The organism is Streptomyces sp. CB01635 (assembly GCF_002803065.1).
GTDB lineage: Bacteria > Actinomycetota > Actinomycetes > Streptomycetales > Streptomycetaceae > Streptomyces.
Genome location: NZ_NNBL01000005.1, coordinates 97,024 through 112,209 on the forward strand (window position 1 = coordinate 97,024; position 15,186 = coordinate 112,209).

14 protein-coding genes are annotated in these 15,186 nt (G+C 69.9%); 4 read left to right on the forward strand and 10 right to left on the reverse strand.

Translation table 11 applies throughout. The features are described from left to right. Positions 1–17: 17 nt before the first annotated feature. The 10 genes from CG723_RS17850 to CG723_RS17890 form a co-directional block, all read right to left on the reverse strand. Positions 18–1,250 carry an LLM class flavin-dependent oxidoreductase gene (locus tag CG723_RS17850; protein ID WP_442802565.1) on the reverse strand — a complete coding sequence of 411 codons (1,233 nt, stop codon included), beginning with the start codon at positions 1,248–1,250 and terminating at the stop codon, positions 18–20. 74 nt (positions 1,251–1,324) lie between these two features. Beyond that, entirely contained in the window at positions 1,325–1,441 is a 117-nt protein-coding gene (locus CG723_RS48960) for a putative leader peptide (protein WP_324903494.1), read from the reverse strand. 144 nt (positions 1,442–1,585) lie between these two features. Continuing rightward, entirely contained in the window at positions 1,586–1,810 is a 225-nt protein-coding gene (locus CG723_RS17855) for a hypothetical protein (RefSeq protein ID WP_100594425.1), read from the reverse strand. 100 nt (positions 1,811–1,910) lie between these two features. Further along, on the reverse strand, positions 1,911–2,477 hold the full coding sequence (locus CG723_RS17860; protein ID WP_100594426.1) for a cysteine hydrolase: 567 nt from the start codon (positions 2,475–2,477) through the stop codon (positions 1,911–1,913). A gap of 91 nt (positions 2,478–2,568) precedes the next feature. Next, positions 2,569–3,690, reverse strand: a complete 1,122-nt coding sequence (locus tag CG723_RS17865; protein WP_100594427.1) for a C45 family autoproteolytic acyltransferase/hydolase — start codon at positions 3,688–3,690, stop codon at positions 2,569–2,571. Positions 3,691–3,776: 86 nt separating this feature from the next. Continuing rightward, entirely contained in the window at positions 3,777–5,222 is a 1,446-nt protein-coding gene (locus CG723_RS17870; protein WP_100594428.1) for a purine-cytosine permease family protein, read from the reverse strand. Positions 5,223–5,584: 362 nt separating this feature from the next. Next, positions 5,585–6,730: an agmatine deiminase family protein gene (locus tag CG723_RS17875; protein ID WP_100594429.1), complete on the reverse strand. Its 1,146-nt coding sequence runs from the start codon at positions 6,728–6,730 to the stop codon at positions 5,585–5,587. Positions 6,731–6,936: 206 nt separating this feature from the next. Beyond that, positions 6,937–8,031 (reverse strand): agmatine deiminase family protein, encoded by a 1,095-nt coding sequence (locus CG723_RS17880; RefSeq protein WP_100594430.1) that lies wholly within the window; start codon positions 8,029–8,031, stop codon positions 6,937–6,939. 381 nt (positions 8,032–8,412) lie between these two features. Continuing rightward, positions 8,413–8,997, reverse strand: a complete 585-nt coding sequence (locus CG723_RS17885; RefSeq protein ID WP_100594431.1) for a TetR/AcrR family transcriptional regulator — start codon at positions 8,995–8,997, stop codon at positions 8,413–8,415. A 63-nt stretch (positions 8,998–9,060) separates the two neighbouring features. Continuing rightward, the gene (locus tag CG723_RS17890) at positions 9,061–9,618 is read right to left on the reverse strand and encodes a TetR/AcrR family transcriptional regulator (RefSeq protein ID WP_100594432.1); all 558 of its coding nucleotides are present in this window, start codon (positions 9,616–9,618) and stop codon (positions 9,061–9,063) included. Between the two features lie 174 nt (positions 9,619–9,792). Here CG723_RS17890 and CG723_RS17895 point away from each other — a divergent pair, with 174 nt between their 5' ends. The 4 genes from CG723_RS17895 to CG723_RS17910 all read left to right on the forward strand — a co-directional run bounded on the left by CG723_RS17895 (position 9,793) and on the right by CG723_RS17910 (position 15,156). Then, the gene (locus tag CG723_RS17895; RefSeq protein ID WP_100594433.1) at positions 9,793–11,397 is read left to right on the forward strand and encodes a serine/threonine-protein kinase; all 1,605 of its coding nucleotides are present in this window, start codon (positions 9,793–9,795) and stop codon (positions 11,395–11,397) included. Positions 11,398–11,600: 203 nt separating this feature from the next. Further along, the gene (gene ureA / locus CG723_RS17900) at positions 11,601–12,314 is read left to right on the forward strand and encodes an urease subunit gamma (protein ID WP_100594434.1); all 714 of its coding nucleotides are present in this window, start codon (positions 11,601–11,603) and stop codon (positions 12,312–12,314) included. Beyond that, the gene (locus CG723_RS17905) at positions 12,311–14,020 is read left to right on the forward strand and encodes an urease subunit alpha (RefSeq protein ID WP_100594435.1); all 1,710 of its coding nucleotides are present in this window, start codon (positions 12,311–12,313) and stop codon (positions 14,018–14,020) included. The genes ureA and CG723_RS17905 overlap by 4 nt, the downstream gene beginning before the upstream one ends. Positions 14,021–14,145: 125 nt before the next feature. Next, entirely contained in the window at positions 14,146–15,156 is a 1,011-nt protein-coding gene (locus CG723_RS17910; protein WP_100594436.1) for an agmatine deiminase family protein, read from the forward strand. Positions 15,157–15,186: the final 30 nt, after the last annotated feature.

Sequence of the window (15,186 nt, forward strand, 5' to 3'; positions counted from 1 at the left end):
TCTGTGTTCCCTCCGGCTCAGGCGGTGGTGGCGGCGGCGTAGCGGTTGGCGGGGCGCGTGAGCCCGAGGAGTCCGCGCAGGGTGTCGGCCTCGTACGCGCTCCGGAACGCTCCGCGCCGCTGCAGCTCGGGGACGAGTCCCTGGGTGATCGCGGGGAGATCGTGGCCGACGACGGCGGGACGAAGCCGGAAGCCGGTGAGGCCCGACTGCTGCAACTCCTGGAGCAGATCGGCGAGTTGAGCGGGGGTGCCCGTGAAGATCCGTGCGTCGCCGGCGTACGCGTAGCCCGCCAGGCCGTCGAGGCGTTCGCGCCGTGCCGCCGCCGCGGCCGGGTCGTCGTCCAGGAAGACCACGAGGTCTCCGAAGACATGGACGGGCTCGTCCGAGCGTCCGGCCGCGGCCTGTGCCGTACGGATCTCGTCGACGATGGCACGCGCCTGGTCCGCGTCGTGCGGGGTCACGTATCCGATGTCGGTGGAGCGTGCGACGAGTTGGAACGGCACGCTCCGGTGGGCCAGGGCGCTGACGACCGGCTGCCCCTGGGGCGGACGTGGCGTGATCGAGGGGCCCTTGACGCTGAAGTGCCTGCCCTCGAAGTCGATGTAGTGCAGCTTGTCGCGGTCGATGAAGCGGCCGGTGGCGACGTCCCTGATCTCGGCGTCGTCCTCCCAGCTGTCCCACAGCCGGCGCACCGCTTCGACGTAGTCGGAGGCCTCGTCGAACAGGTCGCCGGTCAGCTCTTTCGCCTCCGGGCTGTCCAGGTCCTCGATGCGCAGGGCGGGGAACGTACGGCGTCCGAAGTGCGCGGCCTCGTTCCGGCGTGCCGACACCTGTACGCGTAGACCGGCGCGGCCGGAGCTCACATAGTCGAGCGTGGCGATCGCCTTGGATATGTGGAACGGCTCCGTGTGGGTGGCGACCACGGTCGGCACGAGGCCTATGTGCCGGGTCAGCGGGGCGACACGGGCGGCGATGAGCACGGCGTCGAGGCGCCCGCGGACCTGGTCGGTGCGGGCGTCGGGTTCCGTGAAGTGCGAGGACTGGGGCCCGAGTCCGTCCTCGATCGTCACGAAGTCGAGCAGCCCACGCTCGGCCTCCTGGACGAGGTCGGTCCAGTAGCGGGCGGTGAACAGCTCCCGAGGCCGGGACACCTGCTCGCGCCAGGCGGCCGGGTGCCAGCCTGCGCCGTCAAGGGCAACGGCGAGGTGCAGTGCGGAGCTTGAAGAGGGCAGCAAAGAAGACGAGGACACGAAAGGGTGCCTTCCTGATCGACCGTACGAGATGAGCGACCCTCAGGCGGAGGGTGCGACGGCGAAGAATCCGGTCAGGAACAACAGAGCGCGCCGGCCACGCGCTGGAGGTCGATATGGGCCCGGGTGTACAGGTGCACCTGGCGGTACGGGGCGAGGACCAGGGCGCACAGGCGGGACACCTGGGTCATGAACGCCCCTCCCCTCATCGCCAGTGCACACGGCATTGTCAGCAAGAACGGTCGGCCCCCGCCGTCTGTTCCCATTTCGGGCCCGGATCTCATACGGAACCCTGCGTGTTGATACCAGGGAGGCCTACGACATCCCGCGCCAGGTCAGTCCTCGGCCCGGTGAAGCCGGATCTCACGGTTCACGAAGAGGTGCACGTATCCGCACTTCCAGCAGATCAGACCCGTCGCCGTCTCGTCCGCCCACGCCAGCTTCATGAACTCCATGCCGGTGCTGTTGAGCTTGATGCCGCGCTCACGGAAAAGTTCGCTGCGGCAGACCTGGCAGGTGATCCACATCTCCCCCAGCGACGCGCGTACCGGCTTGGCCATTGTCGTACTCCCCCGAGTCGTCACCCCGCACCCGAACCGAGTGGGGTGATCACCTTACATTCGGGTGTTCGTGGCCGATGAGGAAGGTGACGGGCGCCCGTCACCGAGCGAGGGAACCGACCCAGTCCTCGACGGTGACGACCTCCGCCCACTGCGGGAACAGATTCCCGATGAGGGTCCGGTGGACCTCCGGGTCGAGGTCGAGGCAGGCGTCCGACAGGACGGTGAGGCCGAAGTCCAGGTCGTTGGCCTGGCACAGAGTGTGCAGCACCACGCCGCTGGTCGCGATGCCCGCCAGGACAAGGCTGTTGATGTCGCGAGCCCTGAGCACCAAGTCGAGGTCGCTGCCCGAGAACGCGCTCGCCCGTCTCTTGGTGACCACGATGTCGCCCGGCCGGGGCGCCACATCGTCGTGGATCTCGGTGCCGGGAGCCCCGTCCGTGAACAGGCCCGCCTGCAGAACGGTGGCGAGCGTCCTGTTGCGCGGGCCGACTTCAGGCTGACCCGGCCGTAGCCGCATGACCACGTAGATCACGGGGACACCCGCCGCGCGGGCGCCCGCGATCGCCCCTTTCAGGCGGGCCAGATAACCGGATCCGTCGTCGGCGATGCGGACGACGTCCCGCTGGACGTCCATCACGAGCAGAGCGCTGTTCGCCTTCGCCATGCTTGCTGTCCCTTCCCTCACAGAGGCCCTCGCGTGGGGCCTCCATGGAATCAGAAGACGTTGAGAAGCAGGGTCCGGTGCTGTGAAGAGTTCACCGCGTACCGGATCCGGCATCCGAGCCACGCCGTGCCGCGAGGTGGCGCCAGGGCCGCGAAGCGGCGTCTGCCGGTGTGCCGTCCAGGATGCGCGCCGTGCTCGTGGCCGGTTCGAGGACGACCGTCGCCAGGCCGGCCCACCGCTGTCCCTCAGGAAGGCTCATGTCGGGCAGGCAGGTGAGGGCCGCTTCGCCCTCCCCCGATACGAGAAGGGCGACGAGTTCGTCCGGTGACTGCGGCAGCGCGGTGGGCGTCAGGCGCTTGCGGATGAGGTCGTAGCGCTCGCCGGAATCCGGCTGGTAGAGCCAGGTCTTCTCGCCGGCCGCAGGAGCCGGCGAGAGGAAGTGGTTGGTGCGCACGAGCGTGCCCTGGTCGGTCTCCACCGCGAACACGCCCTCGGGACTCAGGTCGAGGAGTACGGCCTCGGTGGTGTCGAAGAGGGCGAACGATCCCGACGAGGCGATCGGGGCGCCGCGCACGATCTCCACCGCCTCCGCCACGCTCCCGGCTTCCTCCAGGACGACGGAGGCAAGGACGTGCATGGGGACGCCTCCGACGCCGTCTCGGCGGTGTCCCAGGATGTTGAAGTGCAGTGCGAGGCCTGCGCTGTTGATGCCGATCTTGCCGAGGATGCCGTGTTCGGTGAGGCCGACCACGTCGTGGGTGCCGCCGCGGGATTCCAGGGTGTGCCAGTACGGGGTCAGCTCGACATGCCAGTCCCAGGTCTGGATTCCGAAGGTGTCGACGGTGCCGGCGGCGCCACCCGTGCGGCGGACGATCGTCGAGCATTCGCCGGGTGGGACGGTGGCACTGCGGGCGAGTATCTCGGTGCGGGCGTTGAGCGCGGCAATGTGCCAGACGTCGACGCCGGCGCCATGTGCGATTCCTTCGATCTCGGCCCGCGCACGGGGGCGGAACGCGTCGATGATGGCGAGAGCACGCTCGGCGTCGTCGCGGACCTGCTGCGGGCCGATGCCGCCGAGACGAAAGAAGCGGTCGTACCCGGCGATCCCTCCGGGGAGGGTGTCGCGCAGCCGCTCACCGCGGGCGGCTCCGCGCGCGAAGGGGTCGGACGAGGCGACCGCGACGTGGAGGCGTTCGGCGGGACGGGCGATCATGACTGCCTTCTCCTCGGAGGGTGTGGGGATTTGGCGGGTGTGGGGATGTCGGGGCGTTGCGTGGGGAGGTGGCTGCGGCGCGTCGGTCACGCGCCCGGTTCACGGGTCACAGCGCGGCGCCGGGTGCGCCCCAACCCTCCGTACACGACCGCGGAGACCACGAGTCCCGCGACGAGGGACAGGTTCGCGCCGCCGAGCGAGGACGAGACGGGGCCGGTCCAGAAGCTCGTACTCACGCACAGGACTCCGGCGAGAGCACCGGCGAGGAATCCCGCCACTCCCGCCCGGTGCACGCCCGCGTCGTACCAGAACGGGCTGCCGCGCCGCTCGTCGAGGAGCTGGGGGCCGTCGTAGCGGTTGCGGCAGATCCAGATGTCGGCGACGTACACGCCGACGGCCGGTCCCGTGACCACCACGACGAGTTCGAGCATGGTGTTCACGCTGGTCAGGAAGTCGAAGACGAGGAGGGCGTACAGCGTCATCGCCGTGGCCAGGATGCCGATGATCAGGACGGCCCAGATCCGGCCGAGCCGCACGCCGATGGACTGGAAGGTCAGACCCGCGCTGTACGCGGTGAGGCCGTTGTTGGCGACAGTGTTGAGGACGACGGCGATGACGAACACCGGGACGAACCAGCCCGGGAGGATCCCCTCGAGCGCCGCCTCCGGGTCGCTCATGTCGAGCGTGGTGGCGGCCAGGGCGCCGACGCCGGTGAAGAGCACGCTCGGCAGGAAGGCCCCGAGCGCGGTCCACCCGGCCACCGCCATCGGCTTGCTGTCGCGCGGCAGGTATCGCGCCAGGTCGGGGCTGTTGCTGTACGAGAGCGGGGTGGACGCGATGATCGCGAAGCCGCCGGCCAGCGTCACCCAGAGCTGGGCGCCGTGCAGTGACTCGGCGGGACGATAGGTCCAGTCGGTGTGCGCCAGCACGTAGCCGCTCACCACGACGAACACGACGGTGAGGGCGACGCTCAGCACGGAGTAGAGCCGCACGATCGTGGCGTGGCCGTACACGCTGACCACGAGGGTGACCGCGGCGATCCCGCAGATGATGACGGCGTCGAGCACCGGGCTGTCGGGTGCGCCGAGCCGTCGGGCGAGCCCGAACGCGGCGACCGAGGCGGCGGACCAGTTCAGCGCCAGATAGGCGGCGGAGATCAGCCAGCCGGTGAGCGCGATGACGGCCTTGTTCCCGAGGATTCCGTACATGGCACGGGAGATGACCGAGCCCGTGGTGCCCGCGGCCGGTCCGCTGACGGCGAGGACTCCGGTGAGCGCCCACAGCAGGTTGCCGGCGACGATCACCGCAAGCGCCTGCCCGAGGGTGAGGCCCATCAGGACCAGCGCCGCACCCACGACGAGGCTCAGGTAGCTCACATTGGGCGCCGCCCAAACCGCGAACAGCTCCCGCGGCCGGCCGTGCCGCTCCCCCTCGGGGATGTAGTCGATCCCGTGCGCTTCCAGCTGTCCCGCCTGTTCCACGGCCTTGGCCGCGTCACTGCCGACGGTGGCTGTCAGGTCTCTGGTCGCCATCGCGTCCTCCCATGAAGCGTCACGGCATGACCGCGACCTTATTGGCCGCATGCCCAATAAGGGAGATCTAATAGCGGAGGGTCGCGAGACGTCAAGAGTTCACCGGCAATACGTTCGCGGCACAACGGAAGCCGCAGCGTCGATGCGCCATGTTCAGGAAGACAGCCGGACCTCCGACGGGCGCCTCCGCCCTGCGCCTGCCAGGAGGCCGGCCACCACGGACCGCGACGACGGAGGCGCGCGAGAGCTGCCAGACCTGCCCGAGCTACCAGAGCCGCCAGATCAGGGAACGAGCCGACGTCTGCCCGCTCGGCATGCGACGGCTCGTTCCCTGACCTGGCGGCCCCTTGCGTGGCCTGGGGTTACGCGGCCGGCTTGCCCGGCTGGTCGTGGGTCGAGCAGTGGATTCCGCCGCCGCCACCCGCGATGGTGTCGATCTCCACGGGCACGATGTCACGCGTCGGGAAGTGGTCCTGGAGGATCCCCTTCGCGCGGTCGTCGGCCCGGGCGTCGCCGAAGCGCGGCATGAACACGGCGCCGTTGGCGACGTAGAAGTTCGCATACGTCGATACGAAGTCGTCGCCGCGGCCGGTGATCTTGTCGAGGTCCGGCTGAGGCAGGCCGACGACTTCCAGGCGCTTGCCGCAGGCGTCCGTGGCTTCCCTGAGGACCGACCTGGCCTGGTCCGCCGAGCGCGACCACACGTCCGGCGGGCTGCCGGGGTACGCCTGGTCCACGAGGACGACGCCCGGCGCGGTGAACCTGACGAGACTGTCGACGTGGGCGTCCGTGATGTCCTGGCCCCGCACTCCGGCCAGCCAGAGCACCTTTTCGACGCCCAGAGTGCTCTTGAGCTCGACCTCGATCTGGTCGCGGCTCTTGCCGGGGTTGCGGTTCTTGTTGACCACCGAACTCTCGGTGAGCAGGAGCGTGCCCTCGCCGTCGGTCTCGAAGGAGCCGCCCTCGGCGACGAGCGGGGCCTTCGAGCGTGCGATGTCGTACTTGGCCAGCAGGAGTCGGCCGACCTGGGCGTCATTGCGGTGTTCCTGCTTGTTGCCCCAGCCGTTGAAGTTGAAATCGACGCCCAGCAGACGGCCGTCCGACTCCTCCACGAACACGGGGACGATGTCGCGCGCCCACAGGTCGTCCACTTCGAGTGGGATGACCTCGACCTGGGAGCCGCAAGCACGCTGGGCGGCGTCGACCTGTTCCGGCCGGGCCATGAGCACCACTGCCTCGTACTCCGCCACGGCCCGCGCCACGCGAGCGATGTCGTCGCGCACGGCGGGCAGATCCTCGAACCACACCGATTCCAGCGCGGGCCAGGACATGAACGTACGAGTGTGGATGTCCCACTCCGCTCCGAACCTGCGGCCCGACGCCTTCACCCCGCTCGCGGTGGACGAGGACGCGGAGGAGGTCGGTTCGTCCCCGGGGCCGCAGGCCGCTGCTCCGAGGGCGAGCGCGCCGATGCCGGCGAAGGAACGCAGCGCACTGCGACGGGACATGGGGGGATGGGGCACTGAGAACTCCGGAATTCAGCTGACGGGCTACTTTCAGGATTCCTGGATCCTGAATCGTGGAGCCCTGGGACAGAAATATCCGACGGCTGTTGCCTTTTCGGTCATCGGGGCGCGTTTTGTGTCTATCAGGTGGCTGGATTCGTTTTCGATCATCTCCGTGCATGTGGGGGTCTATGGCAGCGCACGAGGGTCTACGGCACGGGTTCGTGCATGGTGGAGCAGTGAATGCCGCCGCCTCCGCCCATCAGGCGGTCGACATCGAGCTGGATCACCTCGCGCCCGGGGAACGCGTCGGAGAGGGCCTGGCGGGCGGCGTGGTCCTTCGTCCGGTCCCCGAACTGTGCCGTGATGACGGCGCCGTTGACGACATGGAAATTGAGGTACGAGTCGACGAACTGCGAGCTGCGTGAGCGGACGGTCTCGGGGCCGTCGACCTGGATGACCTGGAGTCTTCTCCCCCTGGCGTCGGTCTCGCCGGACAGGATCGCGAACTGCTCACGCGCGTCGCGGGCCCAGACGTCTCCCCTGTCGCCGGGCGGAATCTGCACCATGACGACGCCGGGGCTGATGAAGCGGGACGTGACGTCGATGTGGTTGTCGGTGATGTCCCGGCCGCGGACGCCGGGAACCCAGATCATCTTTTCGGCGCCGTATGCGTGCAGTACGGCCTCCTCGATTTCCGTCCGGCTCATTCCGCGATTGCGGTTCTTGTTGACGAGGCTGCTCTCGGTGGCCATCACCGTCCCGTCACCGTCGGTCTCGATCGATCCACCTTCTCCGACGAAGTCCACCCATTCGAATTCGAGTTCATTGAATTCGGCGACCCACTCGGCCACGGCGGCGTCATCTCGGTGCGTCTGCTTGTGGCCCCACCCGTTGAAGTTGAGGCCTACGGCGTCACGGTTTCCCCGGCCGTCGCGCCGGAAGACGGCGCACGTGTCGCGCATCCAGAGGTCGTCCGTGGGGATGGACGTGATGACGGTGACGTCCCGGCCGCAGGCTGCCCTGGCGTCATCGGCGGTGTCCTCGTCCGGGGCACACATGATGACGGCCTCGTAGGCGGCGACCGTGCGGGCGATGAGGGCGATGTCCTGCTGGACTCCGGACAGCCGGCGGCCCCAGATGGATCTGCTCGCCGGCCAGGACATCCATGTCCGCACGTGCGGGACGTCGTCCGCCGGTACGTGCCATCCGTCATCGGCTGCACTGTCGTAGCCGGCCTGACGCGAGGGGCTCGCCCCGAAGAGCGTGTCGAGCAGACGCCTGCCCAGGGGAGGTTCGTTCATGGGGGGCTCCACATCAAGTGCTGTGTATTGAGCGGCTGTTGAGGCCACGGGATCGCCAGGGAGCGGTCGTCGGCGACAGGGACACTGCCGGGCCTCGCGTGGGACGGGCCGGACGCCCTCTACAGCCTTCACCGTTCGCCCCACACCGTGACGGGAGCCGTCGGCCTGCGGAGCCTGCGCGGCTGCCGCACTCACCCGTATGCCCTGGGCCGCAGGGCGCGACCCGGGCAGGGAGCGAGCCTGGCGGCTCGGTGTCACCACGCCCTCATTGTGACACTGACTGGATTTTCAGTCAAAGAGCCGCACCGGGCTCCGGGCGTCCAGCGAGCCTGTGGGGCTCGGCCCACCCGGCCCATGGGCCCTACAACTCAGCTCCGCAGATCAGCCCTGCGGATCGGGAAGAAGCTCGCGCTCCAGAGCGGCGGCCACATGGGCCCGGGCCTCGGCGGTGGTGAGCAGGCCGGCGAGCCAGCGCCCGCTCAGCCCTTCCACCAGCGAGGTCAGCCGGACCGCGGCGGCGCGGGAGTCCACCGAGGCCGGGATGTCACCCTCGTCCTGACCGTCCTCGATCACCTCCGCCAGCTCGACGAGCCAGCGTTCGGTCAGTGTCGCCAGGACCGGCCGCAGCCCATCGTCGAAGGTGGCCGCGGCTCGCACCTCACCCCACACCGCGGAGTTCTCCCGCACGGACCGGTCGTCCTGGAACTCCCCGACCAGCAGCCGGAGCAGCACGTCACGGACTGGGGCGTCATCGTCGTCGGAGACGCCCGCATACCCTTCGGCACGGTCGTTGACGTACTCCAGCGCGCTCGTCACCAGGCCCGACCGGTCGCGGAAGTGGTAGTAGATCAGGGTCTTGGACACACCCGCCTCGGCGGCGACCTCCTCGACCCGCAGTCCTCTCACTCCCCGCAGGGCGATCACTCGGCAGGTGGCTTCCAGTAGTTTGGCGCGTCGAGTACTCACGTCCGTACTGTAACCAGCAGGTCAGGGCGCCGGCGCGACGCACACCGCCGGGGCGGGCAGCACCTACCTGCGCTCCAGCCGCCCCAGTTCGGCGTCGATGGCGTCCAGCATCAGCTCGCGGGCGTGCTCCAGCGGCAGGATGCCGCTGAGCCAGCGCATGCTGATGCCCTCCACCAGAAGCGTCAGCCGCTCCGCGGAGGTCGCGAGGGCGGTGACGGTGGCCATCGGCCGTACCTGGCCGAGCAGTTCGGAGATTTCCTGCACCCAGACCAGCGTCGCCCTTGCCAGGTCCTCCCGCAGATCGGGGTCGAAGATGGCACTGGCGCGCAGCTCGCCCCACGCGGTGCTGTTCTCGCGGACGACCGGATCGTCCTGGAGCTCCAGGAGAAGGGTGCGCTCCAGCTCCTGACGTGAAGTCAGGGGCTCGGCGTCGGCGTCGCGCTCCGTGGTGTAGCGCTCGGCGCGGTCATTAATGAACTCCAGCGTCCGGCGCAGGATCCCCGCGCGGTCCTTGAAGTGGTAATAGATGAGCGCGGTGGACACCCCGGCCTCGGCGGCCAGCTCCTCCACCCGCAGCCCGCGCACTCCGCGGCGGGCGATGACCCGCGCGGCTGCCTCCATGATCGCTGTTCTACGGTCGCCCACGATTCCTACCCTAACCGCTTTCGCCGGCTGAACCTCACCTCATATTGACTGAAACTTCAGTCACGGGCACCATGCAGTCCAATCCCCTCCCCTGTCCCGCGCGTGCCGCACGCAGCCCCTTTGTCCGTCGCACCCTGAGAGAGCCACCGCATGACCTCCGACCGGCGCGGAGCGCCACCCTCATTCGAGGCCCTGTCCGCGGACGATCCGCACGAGATCGGCGGCTACCGGCTGAGCGCCCGGCTCGGTTCGGGCGGCATGGGCCATGTCTATCTGGCCTTCACGCCCGGGGGCCGGCCGGTCGCCCTCAAGGCGGTGCGCCCGGAGCTCGCCGGGGACGCCGCCTTCCGCCACCGGTTCGCCCAGGAAGTGACGAACACGCAGCGAGTCCACGGCCTGTACACGGCCCCGGTCATCGATTCCGGCACGGACGCCGCGACGCCGTGGCTGGCCACCGCGTACGTGCCGGGGCCCTCACTGCACGAGGTGGTCCAGCGGCACGGCCCGCTGCCCGTTCCGACGGTGCTGCTGCTGATGGCCGGCATCGCCGAAGCGCTCCAGGCGATCCATGCCGCCGGCGTGGTTCATCGCGACCTCAAGCCGGCCAACGTACTGCTGGCCCCCGACGGCCCGCGGGTGATCGACTTCGGTATCGCCCGGGCCGCCGACGCCGTCGCGCTGACCAGCGCGGGCCTGCAGATCGGCACACCCGCTTTCATGGCCCCCGAGCAGGCCCTGGGCAGACCCGCCACGGACGCCACGGACGTCTTCGCGCTCGGCGCCCTCGCGGTGTACGCGGTATGCGGCGCGCCGCCCTTCGGCAGCGGCCCCGAGTCCGCGGCCCTGTACCGGGTCGTGCACGAACAGCCCGACCTCACACACGTACCACCCGAGCTGCAGAACCTGCTGTGGCAGTGCCTCGCGAAGAGCCCCGAGGAGCGGCCCACCGCCGGCGCCCTGATCGAAGCCGTGCGCCACCATCCGGCCACGGGGGCCCAGCTGCGGTTCACCGACGGCTGGCTGCCGCACTCGATCCGTGCCGACATAGCCCGCCGCAGCGATCTGCCCGGACCCCTCCAACCGCCGCACGCCCAGCCGACGATGACGGCTACCCCCACGGCCCCGGCCCGCACGGAGACCGCCGTCACCGCATCACCCGCACCACCATCCGCGCCACGGGGACGCAGGAGGCGCCGGCGCTGGATCGTGCCGACGGCGACAGTGGCCGTCCTGGTCGCCGGAGCGACGGCCTACCGTCTCAGCGACTCCAACGGGGACCCGTCGAAGGCGAACGGCCCCAGCGGGCGCGACCGGAGCTCGGCCCCACCGTCGCGGCCGCACTCTTCGCCGCCCTCGAAGTCGACCGCGTCGCCAGGTGCCGGATACCAGCAGGTGTACGCCGACACCGAGCTGACCTCCCCCGACCCGAGCTACGAGTTCGACCTGCGCAACGGCACGGTCGCCCCCGAGTCCACCGCCGCCTGGTATCTGGCACGTACCGCCGACGAATTCGACTTCCCCGACGACAGCGATGCGTACATCGCATACGACGACACGTTGTCCCCAGGTGGCTGCGAGGAAGGGATCGACAGCGAGCCGGTGACCACGCTGAAGTTCGATGACCTGGAGGAATGGCGTCCGTTCTGCATCCGCAGCGCGAACGGCAAGGACATCGCGATCGTGCATCTCATCGACGCCCCCACGGCAAGCGAGTCCGTAACGGTCTCCGTCCGCCACTACCGCAGGACCACCTGACGGACGGCCGCCAGAGACACCCTGGCGGCCCCGCCCGGCGGATGCTCGGAGAAGTCCCGTCACGCATCTTGACTGAATTTTCAGTCAGTGACATCTTCAGGTCAGCACCAGATGAACCGCCACAGAGAGCGACTCACCACCATGCACCTCGACGCCGCCACCACCCACGAGCCCGTCCGGGGCAGATCCGCGGAGCCGCCGGTATGCGGCTGACCCCGACGGAACGCGACCGGCTGCTGCTGTTCGGGGCCGCCGAACTGGCCCGCGCCCGACGCGCCCGCGGTCTCCGTCTCAACGTGCCCGAGGCGACCGCCCTCATCGCCGACACGGTGTGCGAGGCGGCCCGTGACGGCGCCCGGCTCGCGGAGGCCGTCGCCGTCGCACGCAAGACCCTGGGGCCCGATGACGTCCTGCCCGGCGTGCCCGATGTGGTCACCGAGATCCACGTCGAGGCGGTCTTCGACGACGGAACCCGGCTGGCCGTGGTCAGCGATCCGTTCGGGGGCGGCAGCCTCGGGGCTCAGGCGCCGGGGGCGGTCCTGCCCGCGGCGGAGGAACCGGCCGGGCAGGCCGCTCCGGTCCGGACGGTCACCGTCCACAACACCGCCTCCGTTCCGATCAGCGTCACCTCGCACTTCCACTTCTTCGAAGCCAACCCCCGCCTGGACTTCGACCGGGCCGCCGCCTTCGGCATGCGTCTGGCCATGCCGGCCGGTGCGTCCACCCGGTTCGCGCCGGGCACGGAGAGCGAGGTCGGGCTTCTCCCCATCGGCGGCGCCCGCGTCGTGATCGGGTTCGCCGGCCTGGTCGACGGTCCGCTCGACGCGCCGGGCGCCCGCCGGGACGCGCTGCGCCGCGCGGCCGCCTGCGGCTATCTCGGCGCCAGGCCGGACGACGACCAGGAGGCTTCGCTGTGAGCACCACCATCGATCCGCAGGAGTACGCCGCCGTGCACGGCCCGCGCGCCGGCGACCGGGTCCGCCTCGGCGACACCGGACTCGTCGTACGGGTCGAGTCCGACTCGCAGGCCCCGGGGGACGAGTTCCTGGCCGGCTTCGGCAAGACCGCCCGCGACGGACTGCATCTGAAGGCCGCCGCCGTCCGTGAGACCTGCGATGTCGTCATCAGCAACGTGCTGGTGATCGACGCGGCGCAGGGCATCCGCAAGACGTCGATCGGCATCCGGGAGGGGCGCATCGCCTCCGTCGGCCGCGCGGGCAACCCGGACACCCTGGCCGGCGTGGACGTCGTGGTCGGCACCGGGACGACGATCGTCTCCGGAGAGGGCATGATCGCCACGGCGGGTGCCGTCGACACGCACGTACACCTGCTGTCGCCGCGCATCATGGAGGCCTCGCTCGCCTCCGGCGTCACCACGATCATCGGCCAGGAGATCGGGCCCAGTTGGGGTGTCGGGGTCAACTCGCCCTGGGCGTTGCGGCACGCGTTCAACGCCTTCGACGCCTGGCCGGTCAACATCGGCTTCCTGGGACGGGGTTCGTCCTCCGACCCGGCGCCCCTGGTCGAGGCCCTCGCCGAGGGCGGCGCGTCCGGCTTCAAGGTGCACGAGGACCTCGGCGCGCACACCAGGGCGCTCGACACCGCGCTGCGCGTCGCCGAGGAACACGACGTGCAGGTCGCCCTGCACACCGACGGCCTGAACGAGTGTCTCTCGGTCGAGGACACGCTCGCCGTCCTCGAAGGGCGCACCATTCACGCCTTCCACATCGAGGGATGCGGCGGCGGGCACGTGCCCAACGTGCTGAAGATGGCGGGCGTACGCAATGTCATCGGCTCCTCGACCAATCCGACCCTCCCCTTCGGCAGGGACGCGGTCGCCGAGCACTACGGGATGATCTTCAGCGCGCACGCCCTGCAGCCCGACCTCCCGGGCGACGCGGCCATGGCGCGGGACCGTATCCGGGCCGGAACCATGGGCGCCGAGGACGTGCTGCACGACCTCGGGGTCATCGGCATCACCTCGTCCGACGCCCAGGGCATGGGCCGGGCCGGGGAGACCGTGCGCCGCACCTTCGCCGTGGCCGGGAAGATGAAGGCCGAGCTCGGCCCGATGGAGGGCGACGGACACGACGACGACAACGCGCGCGTGCTGCGCTACATCGCCAAGCTGACCATCAATCCGGCGATCGCCCACGGTCTGTCCCATGAGGTCGGCTCGATCGAGAGCGGAAAGCTGGCGGACATCGTGCTGTGGTGGCCCGACTCGTTCGGCGCCAAGCCGCAGATGGTCCTGAAGGCAGGCTTCCCCGCCTACGGTGTGACCGGCGACCCCAATGCCGCCGACGACCGCTGCGAACCGCTCGTGCTCGGCCCGCTGTTCGGCGCGCACGGAGCGACCGCGGCGGATCTGTCGGTGGCGTTCGTCAGCCGGGCCGCCGCAGAGTCCGGCTCCTTCGGCCGGCCGTACGACGCGCTGGCGACCCGGCGCCGGCGGGTGGCCGTGCACGGCACCCGCGGGATCGGCCCGGCGGACATGGTGAACAACGCCCGCCTGGGCGAGGTCCAGGTCGAGGCCGACAGCGGGCTCGTCACGCTCGACGGATCGCCGGTCCGCTCGGAGCCCGCGTCCGAAGTGCCCCTCAACCGCCTGTACTTCCTGTAAAGCACCGAGACTCCACGAGTACGGAAGCCGCCGAGATCCCTTCAGCCAATCAGCCTGACTGAATTTTCAGTCATAACTGAACCCCATGAACCGACCCCGGATGAATCCGGAGAGGGAGAACCCCGATGACCTACCGCATGCCCGCCGAATGGACCGAGCACGAGCGCTGCCTGATGGCCTGGCCGACCCGCCCCGACCTGTGGGGCGACGTCCTCGAGACCGTCAAGGGCGAGTACGCCGAAGTGGCCCGCGCCATCGCCGAGTTCGAGCCCGTGACCATGGTCGCGCCGCCCGGCCACGCAGCCGAGGCCCGTGACCTGTGCGGCGAAGACGTCGAGGTGATCGAACTGCCCACGGACGACTCGTGGTTCCGCGACTCCGCGCCGCTGTTCGTGCTCGGCCCCGACGGCCGCCGGGCCGGCGTGGACTTCCGCTTCAACGCCTGGGGCGGCAAGCACCACCCGTACGACGCCGACGACCGCATCAGTGCTCTGCTGCTCGAACGGCTCGGTGTCCCGGCCGACCGCTCCGAGATGATCCTGGAGGGCGGGGCGATCACCGTGGACGGTGAGGGCACGCTGATCACCACTGAGCAGTGCCTGCTCCACGCCAACCGCAATCCGGGCCTGACCAGGGCGGAGATCGAGGCGGAGCTGAAGGCCCGGCTCGGTGTCACCAAGGTGATCTGGCTGCCGTACGGCGGGCTTCTGGACACGGAGACGGACGGTCACGTGGACGGCGTCTGCGCGTTCGTCGCCCCCGGCAAGGTCGTCGTACAGCTGCCGGATGATCCCGAGCACCCCGACTACGCGCGGATGCGCGCCAACAGGGCGGTCCTTGAGGCCACGCCCGACGCGACGGGGCGGACGCTGGAGATCGTCGATCTGCCGCAGAGCGCGTTCGTCGAGGTCGAGGGAGAGCCGGTCGAGGTCGGATACCTCAACTTCTATGTGGCCAACGGCGGCGTGGTCGTACCCGTCGCCGGGCTGCCTCAGGACGCGCAGGCCCTGGAGGTCATCGCGCAGGCCTGTCCCGGGCGCAAGGTCGTCGGCGTGACCGCCCGCGTGATCGCCCACGGCGGCGGCGGTGTCCACTGCATCACCCAGCAGGTCCCCGCCGCGCGTCCGCGCGCCTGAGCAGTTCCTCACCCTCGGCGACGTACGTAC

Bases quoted from the DNA above. Each gene is read 5' to 3' on its own strand.
- CG723_RS48960 (WP_324903494.1), bottom strand. From the start codon at position 1,441: ATGACCCAGGTGTCCCGCCTGTGCGCCCTGGTCCTCGCCCCGTACCGC.
- CG723_RS17855 (WP_100594425.1), bottom strand. From the start codon at position 1,810: ATGGCCAAGCCGGTACGCGCGTCGCTGGGGGAGATGTGGATCACCTGC.
- CG723_RS17860 (WP_100594426.1), bottom strand. From the start codon at position 2,477: ATGGCGAAGGCGAACAGCGCTCTGCTCGTGATGGACGTCCAGCGGGAC.
- CG723_RS17865 (WP_100594427.1), bottom strand. From the start codon at position 3,690: ATGATCGCCCGTCCCGCCGAACGCCTCCACGTCGCGGTCGCCTCGTCC.
- CG723_RS17870 (WP_100594428.1), bottom strand. From the start codon at position 5,222: ATGGCGACCAGAGACCTGACAGCCACCGTCGGCAGTGACGCGGCCAAG.
- CG723_RS17875 (WP_100594429.1), bottom strand. From the start codon at position 6,730: ATGTCCCGTCGCAGTGCGCTGCGTTCCTTCGCCGGCATCGGCGCGCTC.
- CG723_RS17880 (WP_100594430.1), bottom strand. From the start codon at position 8,031: ATGAACGAACCTCCCCTGGGCAGGCGTCTGCTCGACACGCTCTTCGGG.
- CG723_RS17890 (WP_100594432.1), bottom strand. From the start codon at position 9,618: ATGGAGGCAGCCGCGCGGGTCATCGCCCGCCGCGGAGTGCGCGGGCTG.
- CG723_RS17895 (WP_100594433.1), top strand. From the start codon at position 9,793: ATGACCTCCGACCGGCGCGGAGCGCCACCCTCATTCGAGGCCCTGTCC.
- ureA (WP_100594434.1), top strand. From the start codon at position 11,601: ATGCGGCTGACCCCGACGGAACGCGACCGGCTGCTGCTGTTCGGGGCC.
- CG723_RS17910 (WP_100594436.1), top strand. From the start codon at position 14,146: ATGACCTACCGCATGCCCGCCGAATGGACCGAGCACGAGCGCTGCCTG.